At 69.0% G+C, this 15,371-nt stretch carries 16 protein-coding genes; 15 read left to right on the forward strand and 1 reads right to left on the reverse strand.

Translation table 11 applies throughout. The annotated features are described in order from the left end of the window. Positions 1-4: 4 nt before the first annotated feature. From ACFOWB_RS14465 to ACFOWB_RS14525, 13 genes are all read left to right on the forward strand, one after another. A complete protein-coding gene (locus tag ACFOWB_RS14465) occupies positions 5-523 on the forward strand; it encodes a hypothetical protein (RefSeq protein ID WP_378147973.1) in 519 nt (172 codons plus the stop codon). After that, entirely contained in the window at positions 523-948 is a 426-nt protein-coding gene (locus ACFOWB_RS14470) for an NlpC/P60 family protein (protein WP_261402912.1), read from the forward strand. The genes ACFOWB_RS14465 and ACFOWB_RS14470 overlap by 1 nt, the downstream gene beginning before the upstream one ends. Next, positions 945-4,352, forward strand: coding sequence for a hypothetical protein (locus tag ACFOWB_RS14475; RefSeq protein WP_261402913.1), 3,408 nt, complete (start codon positions 945-947; stop codon positions 4,350-4,352). Before ACFOWB_RS14470 ends, ACFOWB_RS14475 begins: the two co-directional genes overlap by 4 nt. Then, entirely contained in the window at positions 4,349-5,056 is a 708-nt protein-coding gene (locus tag ACFOWB_RS14480) for a hypothetical protein (protein WP_261402914.1), read from the forward strand. The genes ACFOWB_RS14475 and ACFOWB_RS14480 overlap by 4 nt, the downstream gene beginning before the upstream one ends. A gap of 63 nt (positions 5,057-5,119) precedes the next feature. Continuing rightward, positions 5,120-6,481 carry a hypothetical protein gene (locus ACFOWB_RS14485; RefSeq protein WP_378147976.1) on the forward strand — a complete coding sequence of 454 codons (1,362 nt, stop codon included), beginning with the start codon at positions 5,120-5,122 and terminating at the stop codon, positions 6,479-6,481. Between the two features lie 14 nt (positions 6,482-6,495). Next, positions 6,496-8,106, forward strand: a complete 1,611-nt coding sequence (locus ACFOWB_RS14490) for a sulfatase-like hydrolase/transferase (protein WP_261402917.1) — start codon at positions 6,496-6,498, stop codon at positions 8,104-8,106. Positions 8,107-8,111: 5 nt separating this feature from the next. After that, complete coding sequence (locus tag ACFOWB_RS14495; RefSeq protein ID WP_261402918.1) at positions 8,112-8,297, forward strand: hypothetical protein; 186 nt, start codon at positions 8,112-8,114, stop codon at positions 8,295-8,297. A 66-nt stretch (positions 8,298-8,363) separates the two neighbouring features. Beyond that, positions 8,364-8,507, forward strand: coding sequence for a hypothetical protein (locus ACFOWB_RS14500; RefSeq protein WP_261402919.1), 144 nt, complete (start codon positions 8,364-8,366; stop codon positions 8,505-8,507). A gap of 11 nt (positions 8,508-8,518) precedes the next feature. Beyond that, entirely contained in the window at positions 8,519-10,783 is a 2,265-nt protein-coding gene (locus ACFOWB_RS14505; RefSeq protein ID WP_261402920.1) for a sialate O-acetylesterase, read from the forward strand. Between the two features lie 38 nt (positions 10,784-10,821). Continuing rightward, positions 10,822-11,571 (forward strand): hypothetical protein, encoded by a 750-nt coding sequence (locus ACFOWB_RS14510; protein WP_261402921.1) that lies wholly within the window; start codon positions 10,822-10,824, stop codon positions 11,569-11,571. Between the two features lie 72 nt (positions 11,572-11,643). Beyond that, entirely contained in the window at positions 11,644-12,060 is a 417-nt protein-coding gene (locus tag ACFOWB_RS14515) for a hypothetical protein (protein ID WP_261402922.1), read from the forward strand. Further along, positions 12,060-13,016 (forward strand): glycine-rich domain-containing protein, encoded by a 957-nt coding sequence (locus ACFOWB_RS14520; RefSeq protein WP_261402923.1) that lies wholly within the window; start codon positions 12,060-12,062, stop codon positions 13,014-13,016. Before ACFOWB_RS14515 ends, ACFOWB_RS14520 begins: the two co-directional genes overlap by 1 nt. Before the next feature lie 39 nt (positions 13,017-13,055). Beyond that, a complete protein-coding gene (locus ACFOWB_RS14525) occupies positions 13,056-13,733 on the forward strand; it encodes an N-acetylmuramoyl-L-alanine amidase (RefSeq protein ID WP_261402924.1) in 678 nt (225 codons plus the stop codon). Here the strand turns inward: ACFOWB_RS14525 and ACFOWB_RS14530 are convergent. Continuing rightward, the gene (locus ACFOWB_RS14530; RefSeq protein ID WP_378147981.1) at positions 13,730-14,272 is read right to left on the reverse strand and encodes a hypothetical protein; all 543 of its coding nucleotides are present in this window, start codon (positions 14,270-14,272) and stop codon (positions 13,730-13,732) included. The genes ACFOWB_RS14525 and ACFOWB_RS14530 overlap by 4 nt on opposite strands. Between ACFOWB_RS14530 and ACFOWB_RS14535 the strand changes: the two genes are divergently transcribed. Both ACFOWB_RS14535 and ACFOWB_RS14540 read left to right on the forward strand, forming a co-directional pair. Beyond that, on the forward strand, positions 14,265-14,666 hold the full coding sequence (locus tag ACFOWB_RS14535; protein ID WP_261402926.1) for a hypothetical protein: 402 nt from the start codon (positions 14,265-14,267) through the stop codon (positions 14,664-14,666). The genes ACFOWB_RS14530 and ACFOWB_RS14535 overlap by 8 nt on opposite strands. A 51-nt stretch (positions 14,667-14,717) precedes the next feature. Next, positions 14,718-15,365: a hypothetical protein gene (locus ACFOWB_RS14540; RefSeq protein ID WP_261402927.1), complete on the forward strand. Its 648-nt coding sequence runs from the start codon at positions 14,718-14,720 to the stop codon at positions 15,363-15,365. Positions 15,366-15,371: the final 6 nt, after the last annotated feature.

Genomic DNA, 15,371 nt, shown 5'->3' on the forward strand with positions numbered 1-15,371 from the left:
CCCGATGCCGAAAAAGTTTCCCCTCGCCGCGACCCGCGAGCGTCTCGAGCAGCACTCCTCGGCGGTCGAGGTCGGGCTGCTGCGCATCCGGCCCGTCGACGGCTCGGACGAGATCCTGCTCTGCACGGGCTTCGCGGTGCGCTTGAGCGACGATCCGCTGCGCTACGGCTTCGTCTCGCGCGGCGAGACCTACGACTACCTGCCGATGAAGGTCGCGCTGCCGGGCTCCAGCCGCACGGCCCTGCCGGCGGCCGCGATCGAGATCGACAATAAGGGGCCGGAGGCCGTCGACGCCGTCCGGTCCTCGATCTGGCGCGCGAGCCTCGACATCCAGACCGTGCATGCGGCCCGGCCCAACGAAGTGGTGGACGACTATCCGGGCCTCGAGGTCGTGGACGCGGTCTGGAAGGACGACGAGGACCTGCTGTCGATCAAGGTCGGCTATCCCTCCCTCGAAAGCACGCCGCTCGTGCGTCATCGCCTCACGGTCCGCGTGAGCCCCTGTCTCAGGAACATGGGCTGATGGCCGGCTGGGTGGCGGACTATCGCGGGCTTCCCTTCGAGGAGGACGGGTTCTCGCGCGAGGGTCTCTGCTGCCGCGGCCTCGTCTGGCTCGCCTATCGCGAGCTGCTCGGGATCGCGATCGAGGCGCATCGCGGCGTCGTCTCGGCGCTCGAACGCGCGGCGGCAGACCGGCTCTTTCGCGGGGAGATGGACGGCGGCCCCTTCATCACCGTCGAGCGCGAGCGCGAGCTCGACGTCGCCTGGTTTCACGAGATGCGCGAGCGCTCGGTGACGGCGACCCATGTGGGTCTCGTGATCCGCCCCGGCCTGATGCTGCATGCAAGCCGCGAGGCCGGGGTCGTGACGCCCGAGAACTATTCGCGCGGCCGTTGGGCCAAGCTTCTGATCGGCTTCCGCCGTCACGTCGAGGACCCGCGCCCGTGAAGCTCGACGACGGGATCCGGGCGAAGCGCGCCGACGTCCGCGTGCTGATGCGCGCGCTCGACGGCGCGAAGCGGACCGAAGGGGTCGAGATCCGCCCCGGCGCGAGCGTCGCCGAGGCGGTCGCGGCGCGCTCGCCGGACCTCACCGACGCCGAGCGCGCGGGTCTGCGCGTCGTGCTGCACGGGGCCGACGAGAGCCACGTCCTGGAGACCGACGACTGGGCGCGTCTGTCGCCGGCGGCGCGGCTGAAGCACTGGGCCAAGATCCGGCTTCGGCCGGGCGCCTTCCTCGTGATCGACGACGCGCCCCAGGGCGGCGGGCTGCGGTCGGTCCTGCAGATCGTGGTGGCGCTCGCGGCCTTCGCGATCGCGGGCCCGCTCGGCGGCTTCCTCGGCTTCGGCCAGCTCGGCGTAGGACTGCTCGGCGCGGGGCTCGCCTTCGCCGGCCAGTTCCTCGTGAACCTGTTGATCCCGCTCCGGACCGACAGCGAGAAGCCGTCCGTCTTCAACTCGCTCGAAGGCTTCAAGAACCAGAGCGACATCGGCGGCCCGGTGCCGCTTCCGGTCGGATTGCGGCACCGCTACGCCCCGAAATACGTGGTCCCGCCCTTCGTCGACGTGCAGGACGACGACGTCTATCTGACGGCCGCCTTCATGTGCGGATACTCGCCGCTCGCCGCCTGGGAGACCAAGATCGGCGACCGGCTGCTGTCGCGCTTCGACGCCCGCTTCTACCAGATCGAGCGCCGCGGCTTCTGCGCCATGAATTCGGAGGGCGTGGCGGTCTCCGAGCCCGATCACTCGCCCTTCACGCTGCTGCGCGAGACGGTGATCCAGAAGAGCCACCAGATCCGCCTCACCATGCGCGAGGAGGCGTTCAAGGAGGAGGGCGACGACGACGGGTCGGCGCCGCTCTCCGAGCCCACGATCCTCGAGCTCGAGCCGGACGCGACGAGCTTCAAGACGATCCTGAGCTTTCCGGGCGGACTGAGCCGCCGGAGCGGCAAGAAGAATAAACTCACGTCCCAGAACGTCGGGATCAAGGTGATGATCCGCCCGATCACGCCGACCGACGACGCCGAATGGGTGCTGGTCGAGGACTGGTACTACGAGCGCGAGCGCACCGCGCCGTTCTTCGTCGAACTGGGGCCCTACGACGTTCCCGGCGCCCGCGAACAGCTCTGGGAGGTGAGCTTCGTCCGGACCTATCCGGACGACTTCGACCTCGAGGACTCAAGCTCCGCGACCGAGCTCGTGGCGATCCAGTCGATCCTGCCGGAATACCCGATCAACCAGCCCGACGACGCGCCCTTCGCCATGGTGGCGCTGCGCGTCAAGGCCACGAACCAGCTTCGCGGGACGCTGGACGAGTTCAATGAGGAATACGCCTCGCTGATCGACGCTCTGGACCCCGCGACCGGCGCCTATCAGCCGCGCCGCGAGACCGGAAATCCGGCCGACATCTATCGCTGGCTCGCCACCATGACGCAGAACGCCAAGGCGATACCCGTCGATCGCCTGAGCGCCGCGGATCTCGCGGACTGGCACGCACACAATGTCGACCAGGACCTCATGTTCTCGCGGATCTACGACTATGTCGTCTCGGCCGACGCGGCCATGCGCGACGTCTGTGCGGTCGGCCGCGCCGCCCCGATCTTCTCTGCCGGCAAGCGCACGATCTCGATCGACCGCCGCAAGGACGCGCTGACGGCCTTTCCGCTGACGCCCTTCAATACCTGGGGCTATGAGGGCCAGCGCTCCTACAAGGAGAGCGACCTTCACGGCTGGCGCGTGAAGTTTCGGGACCGGACGAACGACTTCAAGTCGGCGATCCGCGAAGTGGTCCGGCCCGATCTCCCGTCCGGCGTCGAGCCGGTCAATTTCGAGGAGGTCGAGCCGCCCGGCGTCACCGATCCGGCGGCCGCCTATGTCTGGGGCTACAAGCTCTGGCTCGAGGCGATCCATCGGCCCGACGTGCATTATTCGAGCCTCAACTGGCAGAGCCGCCTGCTGGAGCACGGCGACCTCGCCGCGCTCTCGCATCGGTTGATCCACCGCGCCCAGCAGGCCGGATATGTCGAGAGCGTCGAGGGCCGCGTCGTGACGTTGAGGGCCCCCGTGGTGATGGAGGCCGGCAAGGCCTATGCGGCCAAGTTCCGCAAGGTCGTGGTGGCCGAGGACGGAACGTCGGGCATGACGGTCGTGCTGGTGCGGGCCGTTCGCTCGGCGCCGGGCGAGACGCGCACGCTCGTGCTCACCGGCGCGGGCGACGCGCCCGAGCCCGGCGACCTCGCCTGGTTTGGGGAAGCCTCGAACGAGGATCTCCTGCTGGTGGTGCAGGGCATGGAGCCGGGCGACGACGGCGACGGGCGACTGACGCTGCTCGACCAGGCCCCGCAGATCTTCGACATCCTCGACGCGCTCGTCGTGCCGCCCTGGTCGTCGCGCGTCGGCGTCATCCTGCCGGGCGACGATCGCCCGCCGCCGACGCCGCGCATGCTGCGCGCGCTCTCGGGCGAGAGCCTCTATGACGACGACGAGACCGTCGCCGATCCCCGCCGCGTCGCCGCCTATGTGGGCCACGGCTACGGGATCCCGAAGGCCGCGGAGTTTCGTTTGCGGCATCGGCTCGCTGCGGACTCGGTATGGACCGAAGGCCCGTGGTTTCCGGCGACGCGCGCGACGGGGCGGCTCGACGGCGTCTATCCGAAAGGCGCGAACATCCGCATCCAGGCGCGGGCGCGCAGCAAGGCGCTGGTCGAGAGCCCGGCCTGGAGCGCGAGCCTCTCCCATGTGGTCGGCCAGGCCGATCCGGTCGGGCCCGTGGCGAGCGACCTCCATGTCGCGCAGTTCGACAGCGGGATCGTGCGGTTCCGCTGGACGACGCTGTCGCCGTCGGACCGCGCGCAGCTCTTCGTCGGACCGGCGGACGCCGAGAGCCTGTCGGAGATGTCGCCGATCCATGACGGCTATCTCACCTCCTCGCCCTATGACGCTCCGGAGCCGCCGCCGCCGGGCTCCTATCTGCTCGCCGTGGTCCTGACCGACGAGGACGACGTCGTCGGAGAGCCTGCGACCCGGACCTTCGACGTCGCGGCCGAGGACCTGCCCGAGCATCCCGTGGAGCTCGCCGCCACGGTCACGGGCGCGACGGTGCGGTTTTCGGCGCGGGCCGCGAACGACGATCATACCTACCAGCTCGTCTTCCGCCGCGGGACGCCGGGCCAGAGCTTTGCGGCCGCGACCCCTCTCGGCGATCCGCTGCTCGCCTTCGGCGGCGACGTCCGAGAATATGTCGACGAGGGCCGCACGTCGGGCCAGAGCTACCGCTACTGGGCGGCCTCGAAAAACCGCCAGGGCGCGTTTTGCGAGACGCCGCAGAGCCTCGTGGTCGCGATCCCATGAGCGGGCCAGCCGACTACCGGGCCGAGGTCCAGAGCCTCCGCGCCCAGCTCGCGGGGCTCGCGGGCCTGCCCTCGCAATATGTGCAGATGGGCATGAGCCTGTCGGGCCAGTCGGCCCAGATCGCGGCGCTGCAGGAGGCCAACGCCGCGCTCTCCTCGAGCGTCGCGCAGCTCGTCTCGCCCGCGAGCTTCACGGTGAAACCCACGGCCCAGACGATCGGGGCCGTAACCTATCAGCCGCTCCCGGCCGCGAACGCCGCGACGGTCGGGAAATACGCCCGCGTGGTCGACCTGTTCTCCGGGCCGCTCGCGGCGGGGAGCGGATTGACCGACCTTCTGCTCTGCCAGGCCATGAACCTCAACGGCGTCGTGACCTATTACTGGCGACCGCTCCGCAAGGAGCTCTGCATGACCATGCCGGCGGCCGCCGACACGACGCTCAAGGCGCTCGAAAGCCCGTCGGAGATCGTGCTGACCGGCAACATCCTCGCGGGCGTCACGCGCCGGTTCACGCTCTCGACCGACCGCGTCTTCCCCGGGCACTCCTACCGGATCAAGACGCCGACGCTCGGTCTCGGCTCCTCGCTCCAGATCCTGTCGACGCTGAACGGCGTGGTCGGCTCTCTGCTGCAGTCGATCGGGCTGAGCGGGGCGGTCATGTCCTATTCCTACGACGTCTCGACCGAGAGCTACGTCGCCAACTGATCCCGCCCGAACCGTCGTCCCGAGCCCGCCCCTGAAAAGGCGGGCTTTTTGCTGGAGCGTCGCATGACCGTTAGGTCCGACACCCTCGATCTGCTGTCGAACTTCTCGCACCTGCTGGCGCATCAGTCGGTCGGCGGAAGGACGAGGCTCGGCCAGATCCCGAAGGACGTCTTCGTCACGATCCTGGCCGGGCTCGGCATCGGCGGCGGCTGGTACTCCTTCGCCAATTCGAGCGACCTGACGAGCGCCGAGGCGCTCGCTTTTCCGAACGGGACCGAGGTCCGGGTCTATGGCGGGACCAAGGGGATCTACCGGAAGAACGGCGCGCCGGGCGCAGGCTCCTACACCAAGATCGCCGATCTCCCGAACTACGACAGCCTGATCGACGTCCAGCTCGTGCTCGACGGCCTGACCAAGGCCAAGGTCATCCATCTGCGCACCGCGACCGCCGCGCAGAACGAAGAGGACGACACGGTCTACACCTTCACGTCCGATGAGCTTTCGGCAAACCCCGACCAATATGGCCGCTTCTACATCGGCGTCTTTCCCTCGACGAACCCGACCGGCTCGCCCCGGATCCAGATGGCGAACACGGCGGGGCTCATCGGGCCTGCGCGGACGATCCGCGTCGCCGACGACCGCAACCCGAAGCCGAACTCCATTCCGGTCGGGCCCGTGCTCTTCGCCGGCCGGCCGGGCAATTACGACCTGATCTCGGCCGGCGGCGCGCTTGGCTCCGGCTCGGTCGGCGACGTCGACGGGCTCGAAGAGCTGGTGCTCGCGCTCTCCGACTATTTCGCCTCGCAGGACAAGCTCGACGAGGTCGTCTCGCAGTTCGAGACGGCGATCGCCGACGTCGCCGACGTCGCCTCGCGGATGCGCGGAGCGGTCGTGGCCGCGACGGCGGCGTTCCATCCCGACCGTCCGGGCGAGGTCGGATGGCTCTCGACCTCGACCGCCGGCGACTTCGGCGCGGCGCTTGCGACGCTCGTTCCGGAAGCGTGGGTCGACGCGCTCCCGAACCACGGCGCCGTGGTCGTGCTCGACGGCGCGACGATCGTCTCGCCCGCGACATCGGTCGTCGGCCGCCGGCCCGACCGATTTCCGCTCAAGAGCGGCCAGTCCTATCGGCTCGACGCGACGCTCTTCCGGATCGACCAGGGCCAGAACCCGGGCGGCGACGTCGTGCGCGTCACGGTCCGCTTCTTCGACTACGAGCAGGTCTTCATCAGCGCCGCCAATGTCTTCAACCAGACCATGGCGACCGGCGAGGCGCAGGAACTCGTCCGCACGCTCGCCTGGTCCTCGGGCGGCGGCGCGACCGTGATCCCGGCCGGCGCGCTCTACGCCGACCTTGTGGTCGAAGCCTTCGGCACGACGCCCAAGACCGCCGTGGCGCGGATCGACCTCACCAAATCCGCCTGATCGGAGATCCGAACATGACCGACCTGACGCGCCGCGCGCTCAACGCGGGAGCGGCCGCGACGGCGCTCGCGCTCGCCATGCCGTCGCTTGCCTCCGCGCAGATCCCGGCGAAGCCCAACATCCTGTTCATCGTCGTCGACGACCTGAACGACTGGGCCTCGCCCTGGGGCGGCTATCCGCTCGTCACCGACGCGCGGACGCCCAACATCGCCTGGCTCGCCGCCCGCGGCTGCCGGTTCGACCGCGCCTACACCACGACGCCCTATTGCGCGACGAGCCGGACCTCGTTCCTCTACGGGCTCTATCCGACCACGACCGGCGTCTACACCAAGGGCGAGGACTGGCCGAAGGGCTCGCAGATCCAGAGCGGCCAGAAGAGCCTGCCCTGGCTGCTGCGGGACGCGGGCTATTACACGGCCGGGATCGGCAAGATCTTCCACACCGGCTGGCGCAACGACGACGGCGACGGCAAGCGCGCCGCCTCGCAATATCCGGGGGCCTGGGACTTCTTCGAGAATTGCGGCCGCGGCGCCTGCGTCGCGCCCAAGGAGCCGGGGGAGGGCGCGTTCGGGCCCGGCGAGGGCTACGGCCCGGCCAAGACCGCCAAGGAGCTGCGGCCCGACACGATCCGCGTCAATTACGCGATCGCGAACGTCATCAACGAGCCCCATGGCGGCAAGCCCTGGGCGCTGTTCATGGGGCTCCAGAAGCCGCATCTCAACTGGTATCCGCCGGCCGAGTTCCTCGCGCAGTTTCCGATCGAGGACATCGTCTATCCGCTCGGCGTGATGAGCGAGGACGCGCGCTGCGGCGTGACCTACGAGACCTCGAAAGACCTTCGGGACGAGCCCAAGGCCGGCTGGAAGATGAGCCAGCAGTTCAAGGACAGCCTGGGCTCGAAGGGCAAGCCCGGCTTCATGAACGATCCGGCCTGCAAGGCCTGGAAGGAGGCGATCCAGCACTATTGCGCCGAGATCGCCTATGCCGACTACAACATCGGCCTGCTGCGTCAGGCGCTCGAGGCGAGCGGGCAGCTCGACGACACCATCATCGTCATGCTGTCGGACCATGGCTGGCAGCTCGGCGAGAAGCTCGCCTGGCGCAAGTTCACGCTCTGGGAGCGCGCCACGCGCCTGCCGCTCGTGATCGCGGGGCCCGGCGTCACGGCGGGCGTCTGCAGGACGCCGGTCTCCGTGGTTGACCTCGTCCCGACGCTGATGGATCTCGCGACCGGCTCGGTCCCGGCCCGGGCCAAGATCGGGCGCTTCGCGCTCGACGGCGTGAGCCGCAAGGACTGGCTCGCAAGTCCGGAGACGCCGCGGCAGAACGCGGTCTGGTCCTGCTGGGGCCTCGGCCTCGACGAGGGCGGCCCGCTCACCGGCCGCGACTTCCTGAACTTCTCGGTGCGGTCGAACACGGCGCGCGGGATCTACTACGCCGACGGGTCGAGCGCGCTCTACCGCAAGGGCGGGCCCGACGACGACGAGTTCGAGTTCCACAACCTCGTGCCGCGCGGCGGCAAGGCGGCGCTCGCCGAGCTCGCGGCGCTGCGCGCCTCGGCCAGGATACCGGCTTCGGCGCGATGGGCTCCGCGCGCCGGCGGCGGCTCGGACGACGAGGACTGACGGCGATGGCCTATCGTCGCCACGGGGCTCCGACCCATCACCGCCGGCTCGACGAGGACTGGGTCGAGACCGATCTCATCGGCCCCGACGAGGACGGCGCGCCGGCCGACGTCGTCGGGCTCGACTTCACTGCGCGGCTCGTCTTCCTCCGCGCGATCGACGCCGCGAACGGTCGCTATGCGCCGGGCTAGACGGCGCTCGAGCTGACGAGCGAGGAGGGCGGCGTTCTCTTCGGCGACCGGCTGCCGGACGGCGGCGTGCCGATCGTGGTGCGCGCGCTCGCCGCCGATCTCGCCGAGCGCGTGCCGCCCGGCGCCTATCGCTACGACCTCCTCGCCCGCCGCGGCGGGCTCACGGCCCTCGTCGAAAGCGACGAGCGGTTCTTCGACTTTCCCTCCTGAAGGACAACACGATGGCGACTCCCCGTCTGGCGGGCCCCCCGGGCCCGGCCTTCGCAAAATGGCGTCCAGACTACGAGGCCGGCGACAGCGTCGACGCGCGCGACCTCGTTCCGCTCGCAGGCCGGCAATGGCTCGCGAAACGTGCGACCAGCCTTGTGCCGGGCGAGCCCGGCTCGGACGTTGATTGGGATCCTTATCTCGATTTCAGGCCGGCGGCCGAGGCCGCCGCGGCGGCCGAGGGTTTCGCGGGCGAAGCGGCTGGAAGCGCCGGCGCGGCCGAAGGGTTCGCGGAGGCTGCGACGACCAAGGCCGGCGAGGCGTCAGGCTACGCGCAGGCCGCGGGCGGCAGCGCCGGAGCGGCGGCCGGAAGCGCGCAGGCGGCCGCGGGATCGGCGGTCGTCGCCGGCACGGCGGTCGGGCAGACGCAAGGGAACGCCACGGCCGCCGCCGCCTCCAGCGCCGCCGCGAAAGACTTTCGCGACCAGGCGCAGGCGATGGTCGGCTCTGGGGCCTTGGTCGTCGACACGCTCGTCGAACTCAACGCGAACGCCACTGCGCTGGTCGGCTTCGTGGAGGAGGCGGCGAATGTCGGCCTCTATCTCCGCACGGTCCGCAATGATCCGGCGACCGACTGGCAACTCATTTCGCCCTGGACGCTGATCGGCCTCGGCCTGCAGGCCGAGCTCGCTCAGTCCGCCCTCGATCCGCGCCCGGCGCGCGTCGTTGGTGAGGACGGCCGGGTCTACGACTGGGCGGTCACGATGAACGAGCGTTTAGCGCTCGCCTTCGCGCGCGATGGCGCGGTTCGGCTGATGGGCGAGCTGCACTCTGAGGTCGCTCTGCCGGGATATCTCAAAGCCTGGCTCGACCGCGCTGAGCGGATCCTGCTCGCCTTCACGGAAAGCGGCGGCGTTCAGGTGCCGGGAATGACTTTCGAAGTCGTGTCGCTGCCGGGCTACCTGTTTGCGATGACCGACAAGTCCGGGCGTATTTTTCTGGGCTTCGATGAAAGCGGGGTGATGGTCCAGCCCGCGATCGGCGGCGGTGCCGTCGTCGATAAGCCGCCGCCCAGCGTCCACGTCTTCACCGACGTGAACCAGTTTTTCTTCAACGGCCAGTCTTTGGGCCACGGGAAAGGCGCGTTCCCGATCCTTTCGACCGTGCAGCCCTATGGAAACAAGACGTTCATTGGCGGCGTCTCCGCCGTCTTCAACGAGAGCGACGGAGACCGTTCGGCCTGGAAGCCGCTCGTCGAAGAGCACAACGGCGAGGACCATTACGAAAGTCCGACCTCCGCGACGCTGAACGGGATCGTCAAGCTGCTGATCGACGAAGACGGCGTCGCTTGGGGCGATCAGGACGGGGTTTGGTTCGGCTCGAACCCCGGCCGCGAAAGCCAGCCGATCAGCGTGCTGTCGCCGGGCGGCTTCTATTACAGCCGTCTTCTCACCCATATCGATGCCTGCGCTTCGCTCTGCGCGCAGGACGGCAAGTCGCATTCGGTTCAGGGGCAGGGATGGGTTCAGGGCACGGCCGACTACGGGCTGGAGACCTCGGCCGAGAGCTATAAGGCAGCGCTGATCGACCTCGCCAAACGCTTCGGCGACGACGCGGTCGCGCGCACGCGCCAGACGTTCCGGCCAATCACCGTCGTTAACCAGTCGGCCGACCACATCTCGTCTTACGGCCGGCCCCGCCCGACGATCGCGCTCGCGCAGCTCGCGGCCTGCGCGGAAAGCCCCGACCTCATCATGGCGGGCCCGACCTATCATCTCCCCTACCAGTCGGACCGGGTGCATCTCGCCAATGACGGCTCGCGGCTGATGGGCCTGATGACCGCGATCGCGACCAAGCGGACGCTCGCCGACGAGGTTCGCTGGCGCCCGCTCGAGCCGATCGGCCATGCGTGGGGTCTGCGCACGATCGACATTCGGTTCCACGTGCCGGTGGGCGGCCTCGTGTTCGCGACCGACGTCGTGTCGGCCGTGGCCAACAACGGCTTCGACCTCTTCGACGAAGAGACCGGAGCCCTGATCGACATCATCACGTCGGTTCAGGTCGTCGGCCCGAAGCGCGACCGCGTCCGCATCCGCACCGACAGCGACATCCCGATCAATGCGGTCCTCGCCTACGCGAGGGGGCGCACCGGCGAGACGTGGCCGCGCGGAAACCTGCGCGACGAGCAGGGCGCGACCATCACCTACACGATGTCTAACGGGGCTGTGCGCCGCATGGACAACTACTCCGTCCTTTTCGAAATCCATCAGGAGGCCTGACCGCCGTGACCGGACTTGTGAGCCTAGAAGGCGATACTTTGAACTCGGCCCTTCCGGCCGCCCATGTCTTTGATCCCGCGGGGCTGCTAGGGGCCTGGCGCTTTGGCGAGAAGCTGGAGAAATCCGCCCGTGATCTGTCCGGTCACGACGCGACGCTGACGCTCGAGGGCGCTTCGCCGCCGGCCTACGCCGAGCACTATTTCTCGCCGTCCTCCAACGGGGCCTACAAGACGAGCGTGCAGGAGACCGTCTCGATGACGCTTGCGGTCGTGATGCGGCCGAACGTCTTCGCGTCGAACGGCAACCGGTTCGGGATCTCGAACTTCGACACGGCAAACCAGCGCGGTTCTTCGGTCTATCTCGCCGACAACGCCACGACCACGCTCATCAAGTGGCTCGGCCAGAGCTATGTCGACAACGCCGGCGTGAAGGAAAACGTCTCGACGCCGGAGAATTCGGCGGCCTATTCGACCCGCGCCAATTTTCGATACATCGTCGTCGTGATCGACGCGGCGAATAATCAGATGCGGCTCTACGCGCCGCACAAGGGCGCGGCCCCGGTGGTCTACACGCCGTCCGGCGGCCGCAAGATCGCAGACCGCACGCTCGCCGCGGACGACGGCGGCCTGATGCGCATCGGCAAGTCGATCTCCGGGACGTCTTTCATCGTCGATATCGGCGAGGCGTCGATCTACGGCGTCGCCAAAAGCACCGAACAGGTCATGGCGATGTACGCCAAGTCCAAGAAGTTCTGGAAGAACATCCGCGGGATCGACCTCGCGGCCTGATCCCAAGTCCGCAAGCAACCTGACCCTTCCGCGCCGCCCTCGAGGCGGCTTTTTCATGTCGAGGACGCTTCCATGACCGGACGCCTTCTGGCGCTTCTGGCGCTTCTGGCCGCGCCGCTTCCCGCCGGCGCGGCCGTCGTCTCGCTGGGCGACTCTTTCCGCAAGATCGCCCCGATCTTCGCCGACACGCAGTCCCGCAGCCTCACGGCTGCGGGCGACGCGACCGAGGGTCTGCCGCTCTCCGGCCACCTCGCGGTGGCGATCTCGGGGGCCGCGACCGCCGTCGAGCTCGTCGTCGAGCGATCGGCGGTCGACCCGGCGGGTTCGCCGCGCTGGGCGAAGGCGGGCGACAGCGTCGTCCTGAACCCTTCGGCCGCGCCGACAGTGCGGGCCTATCTCGAGCCCGGCGCCGCCTGGTGGCGGGTGCGGGTGATCTCGATCGCCGGCGGCGCCGTGGTGGTCGACCTCACGGGAACGGGGGCGCGGTGATGGCCATGCTTCGCATGATCGCCGTCGCGGCGCTCGCCGCGCTCGCGACGCTCGCCGCGTCCGGACCCCGGGCCGCCGGCCTCGAGGTCGGGATCGCGACCGCGCCCGAGCGGATCGACGTCCAGAAATTCATGGCGAACGGGACCTGGATCAAACCCGCCTGGGCGACGCGCGTCGTCGCCGCCGCGATCTCGGGCGGCCATGGCGGCGGCTCGGGCGGCACGCGTGGCTCCGGCGTCCCGGTCTATGGCGGCGGCGGCGGCGCGCCGTGCACCATGTCGACGACCGAGATGCTGGCGGCCGATCTCCCGGACACGGTGCCCGTGATCGTCGGGGCCGGGGGCGTCGGCGGCGCATCGCAGGCCGGCGCTGACGCCAACGGCGTCGCCGGCACGAACGGCGCGATCTCGCAGTTCGGATCCTACGGCCGCGCCTCCGTCGTCGCCTCGGCGGCCGGGCCCGGCGGCGGCGTCTCCGCGCCGACCGCCGCCAGCGCGCCGGGAGAGCGCTTCAGTCCGGGCCTGATCGGAAGCCTGCTCGGCGGTCTGCCGGTGCTCGGGACGTCGGGCGTCGGCTCGGACGGGCCCGGGCTTTTCTGCTCGGGCGCGGGCGCGGGCGGCAGCCTGACGGCGGCCAATACCTTCAACGCGGGCGGCAACAGCGGTTTCGCCCGCCTCGCCGATCCGTCGTCGGCCCGCAGCCTGCGCGGCACGACCGAGGGCGCGGCCGGCGCCGCCGGCGTCGCGGCTTCGGGCTACGCCAGCCTGAAAGCCTTCGCGCCCGGCGACAGCGGCGGCGGCGGGGCCTCGGGCGTCACCATGGCGGCCGGCGCGGGGGGGAACGGCGCGATCCCGGGCGGCTCGGGCGGCGGCGGCGGCGCGGCGCGCAACGGCTTCGCGTCCGGCAAGGGCGGCGACGGCGCGCGCGGCGAAGTGTGGGTGTTCGCCTGGCGCTGATCGCCGGCGAGCCGAACCTCTCAACTCTGGAGACACGACATGGACGACAACGTCGCTGCGGTGCAGCGCCGGCTGGTGGCGCTCGGCTACACGATCGGAGCGAGCGGCCCGCTCAAGGACGGCGTCGACGGCGACTTCGGTCGGCTGTCGGCGGTCGCGGCGCTCGCCGCGCTCGAAACCGGCAAGGCCGCGCCCAAGGCTCCGACCTCGCCGCCGCCCGTCAAGCAGCCGGACAGCCCGGCGGCGAGCGTCGACCTCGTGGCTGCGGCGCTCGTCGCGCGCCAGCCGAAGACGAGCCGGTCGATCAAGGAGATCATCTACCACTGCGCGGCGACGCCCGAAGGCCGGTCGGTCTCGGTCGAAACCATCCGCGGCTGGCACGCCGAGCGCGGCTGGAAGGACATCGGCTATCACTACGTCGTCTTGCTCGACGGCACGATCGCGGCCGGCCGGCCGGAGGCGCAGGTCGGCGCCCATGTCGAGGGTCACAACGCCGGCACGCTCGGGATCTGCTACGTCGGCGGCCTCGCGGCCGACGGCAAGACCGCGAAGGACACCCGCACCCCGGCCCAGAAGGCCGCGCTGCTCGCGATCGGCCGGGCGCTGATCAAGAAGTACCCGACCATCGCGAAGGTGTCCGGGCACAACGAGTACGCCCAGAAGGCCTGCCCGTCCTTCAACGTGCGCCGCGACGCGCTCGGGGCTCTGGTCTCTTAGAGACCTAATGCTTTCGCTAAGGCGTCATGAGTGACTTCAGAGACTCGTCCGGCCTGATCTAGGACCGCGCCGTTATCCGAAAACTTCGGCGCTCCATACCAGTCAATCAGGATAGCGTTCTTCTTCATAGTCACGGTCCGAACGCGCTTCGTCAGGCCTGACCATGCGCCACGTAAGGACCCCGCAGGCGCTTCGATGTCCATTCCGATTACACGAAGCGAGAATTCTGGACCCTGCCGAACAATCGACTCCAGAACAATTCTGGTCCGCAAAGCGCATCCTTTGCAAAGGTCGACAGCCTCTCTTTCAGAGAGGTCTACAAGGCATGAACTGTCGATTGCGGGATCTGATCTTTCTGCTTCCAGAGAAGCAACGCCAAGAAGTCGACGAATGACATATTGCTTCACGTCCTCCGGGGCGGCAGCGAGGTCTTCTAGGGTTAAGGCAATCATCATCTGATTATCCTTGGCTTTGTCATTCCGAATGATGGCGATCAACTGCAATATTATCATATCAAAAAAGGATAGATAGATGTCCAAATCCGTCACCGCGCCGAAGCTCGAGGACGTCGTCGCCGACATGGCGACCGACATCATCAAGCAGGCCGCCGCCGGCGATCCGATCACGCTGGGCGACGCGATGAACAAGGCGCGCCATGTCGCCCGCAAGGTCGTGACCGATGGGCGCATCGCGCCGGCTCTGGAGCCGGTGAAGTGGTGGCGGTCGCACGCGATCGTCGGCGCGCTCAACGCCGGCGCGGGCGCGCTCGTCGCCGCCCTCCCGACGCTGACGCCGGTCATCGTCGACCTCGCTTCGCCCGAGCAGGTGAAGTGGTGGAACGCCGCCGTGACGCTGACGGGCGTCGTCTGGGGCGTCGTCGGCGCGGCCGTGTCGGTCGGCGGCCGCGTGAACACGACCCGCCCAATCGGCTGAAAGGCAGGCCCTCGATAGCAGGACATCGCGGTGACAGGCAGGATGAGCACCATGGCGAACGGCGCATTCGACCCGGAGGCCCGCTACGCGCAGCTCGACGAGCGCGTCGCGAACCAGGGCTCGCGGATCAGCCAGCTCGAGCAGTCGATGAACCTCGGGTTTCGGCAGCTCGAAAAGTCGGTCGCCGACATCGGCGCCGAGTTTCGATCGAACCAGAAGCCGCAGTGGCAGGCGATCAGCGTCGCGGCGACGATCACGATCGCCTTCATGGGACTGATCGGGACGCTCGCCTACCTGCCCGTCACCGCGGGCCTGCGCGACGCCCGCGAGGACATTCGCGCCAACGCAAAGGACGCCTTGTCGGTCGAAGGCTTCAAGGACTTCAAGGCGACGTACGAGAACAACCGCGTCGTCTACCGCCAGGAGGTCGAGGCCAAGATCGCGACCAACGCGGCGGACCTGCGAGCGCTCGAGGCTCGCATTCGGGAAGACGGCAAGGCGATCGTCCCGCGCGGCGAGCATGAAGAGCACTGGCGTAGCCAGGACGCGCAGGACGCCAACCTGCAGCGTCAGATCGACGAGGTGAAGGCGCAGGCCGGCTCGACCTATGGCGTGCGCGACGTCATCCAGCGGCTCGAAAAACAGGTCGAGGATCTGCGCGAGGAGAAGTACCGCGCGATGATGCGCCCACCGTCGTAACGCTTA

It is taken from the genome of Chenggangzhangella methanolivorans, from assembly GCF_042648545.1.
Taxonomy (GTDB): Bacteria; Pseudomonadota; Alphaproteobacteria; order Rhizobiales; family Methylopilaceae; genus Methylopila; species Methylopila methanolivorans.

Bases quoted from the DNA above. Each gene is read 5' to 3' on its own strand.
- ACFOWB_RS14540 (WP_261402927.1), top strand. From the start codon at position 14,718: ATGGCGAACGGCGCATTCGACCCGGAGGCCCGCTACGCGCAGCTCGAC.
- ACFOWB_RS14490 (WP_261402917.1), top strand. From the start codon at position 6,496: ATGACCGACCTGACGCGCCGCGCGCTCAACGCGGGAGCGGCCGCGACG.
- ACFOWB_RS14520 (WP_261402923.1), top strand. From the start codon at position 12,060: ATGGCCATGCTTCGCATGATCGCCGTCGCGGCGCTCGCCGCGCTCGCG.
- ACFOWB_RS14480 (WP_261402914.1), top strand. From the start codon at position 4,349: ATGAGCGGGCCAGCCGACTACCGGGCCGAGGTCCAGAGCCTCCGCGCC.
- ACFOWB_RS14470 (WP_261402912.1), top strand. From the start codon at position 523: ATGGCCGGCTGGGTGGCGGACTATCGCGGGCTTCCCTTCGAGGAGGAC.
- ACFOWB_RS14525 (WP_261402924.1), top strand. From the start codon at position 13,056: ATGGACGACAACGTCGCTGCGGTGCAGCGCCGGCTGGTGGCGCTCGGC.
- ACFOWB_RS14465 (WP_378147973.1), top strand. From the start codon at position 5: ATGCCGAAAAAGTTTCCCCTCGCCGCGACCCGCGAGCGTCTCGAGCAG.
- ACFOWB_RS14515 (WP_261402922.1), top strand. From the start codon at position 11,644: ATGACCGGACGCCTTCTGGCGCTTCTGGCGCTTCTGGCCGCGCCGCTT.
- ACFOWB_RS14535 (WP_261402926.1), top strand. From the start codon at position 14,265: ATGTCCAAATCCGTCACCGCGCCGAAGCTCGAGGACGTCGTCGCCGAC.
- ACFOWB_RS14485 (WP_378147976.1), top strand. From the start codon at position 5,120: ATGACCGTTAGGTCCGACACCCTCGATCTGCTGTCGAACTTCTCGCAC.
- ACFOWB_RS14505 (WP_261402920.1), top strand. From the start codon at position 8,519: ATGGCGACTCCCCGTCTGGCGGGCCCCCCGGGCCCGGCCTTCGCAAAA.
- ACFOWB_RS14495 (WP_261402918.1), top strand. From the start codon at position 8,112: ATGGCCTATCGTCGCCACGGGGCTCCGACCCATCACCGCCGGCTCGAC.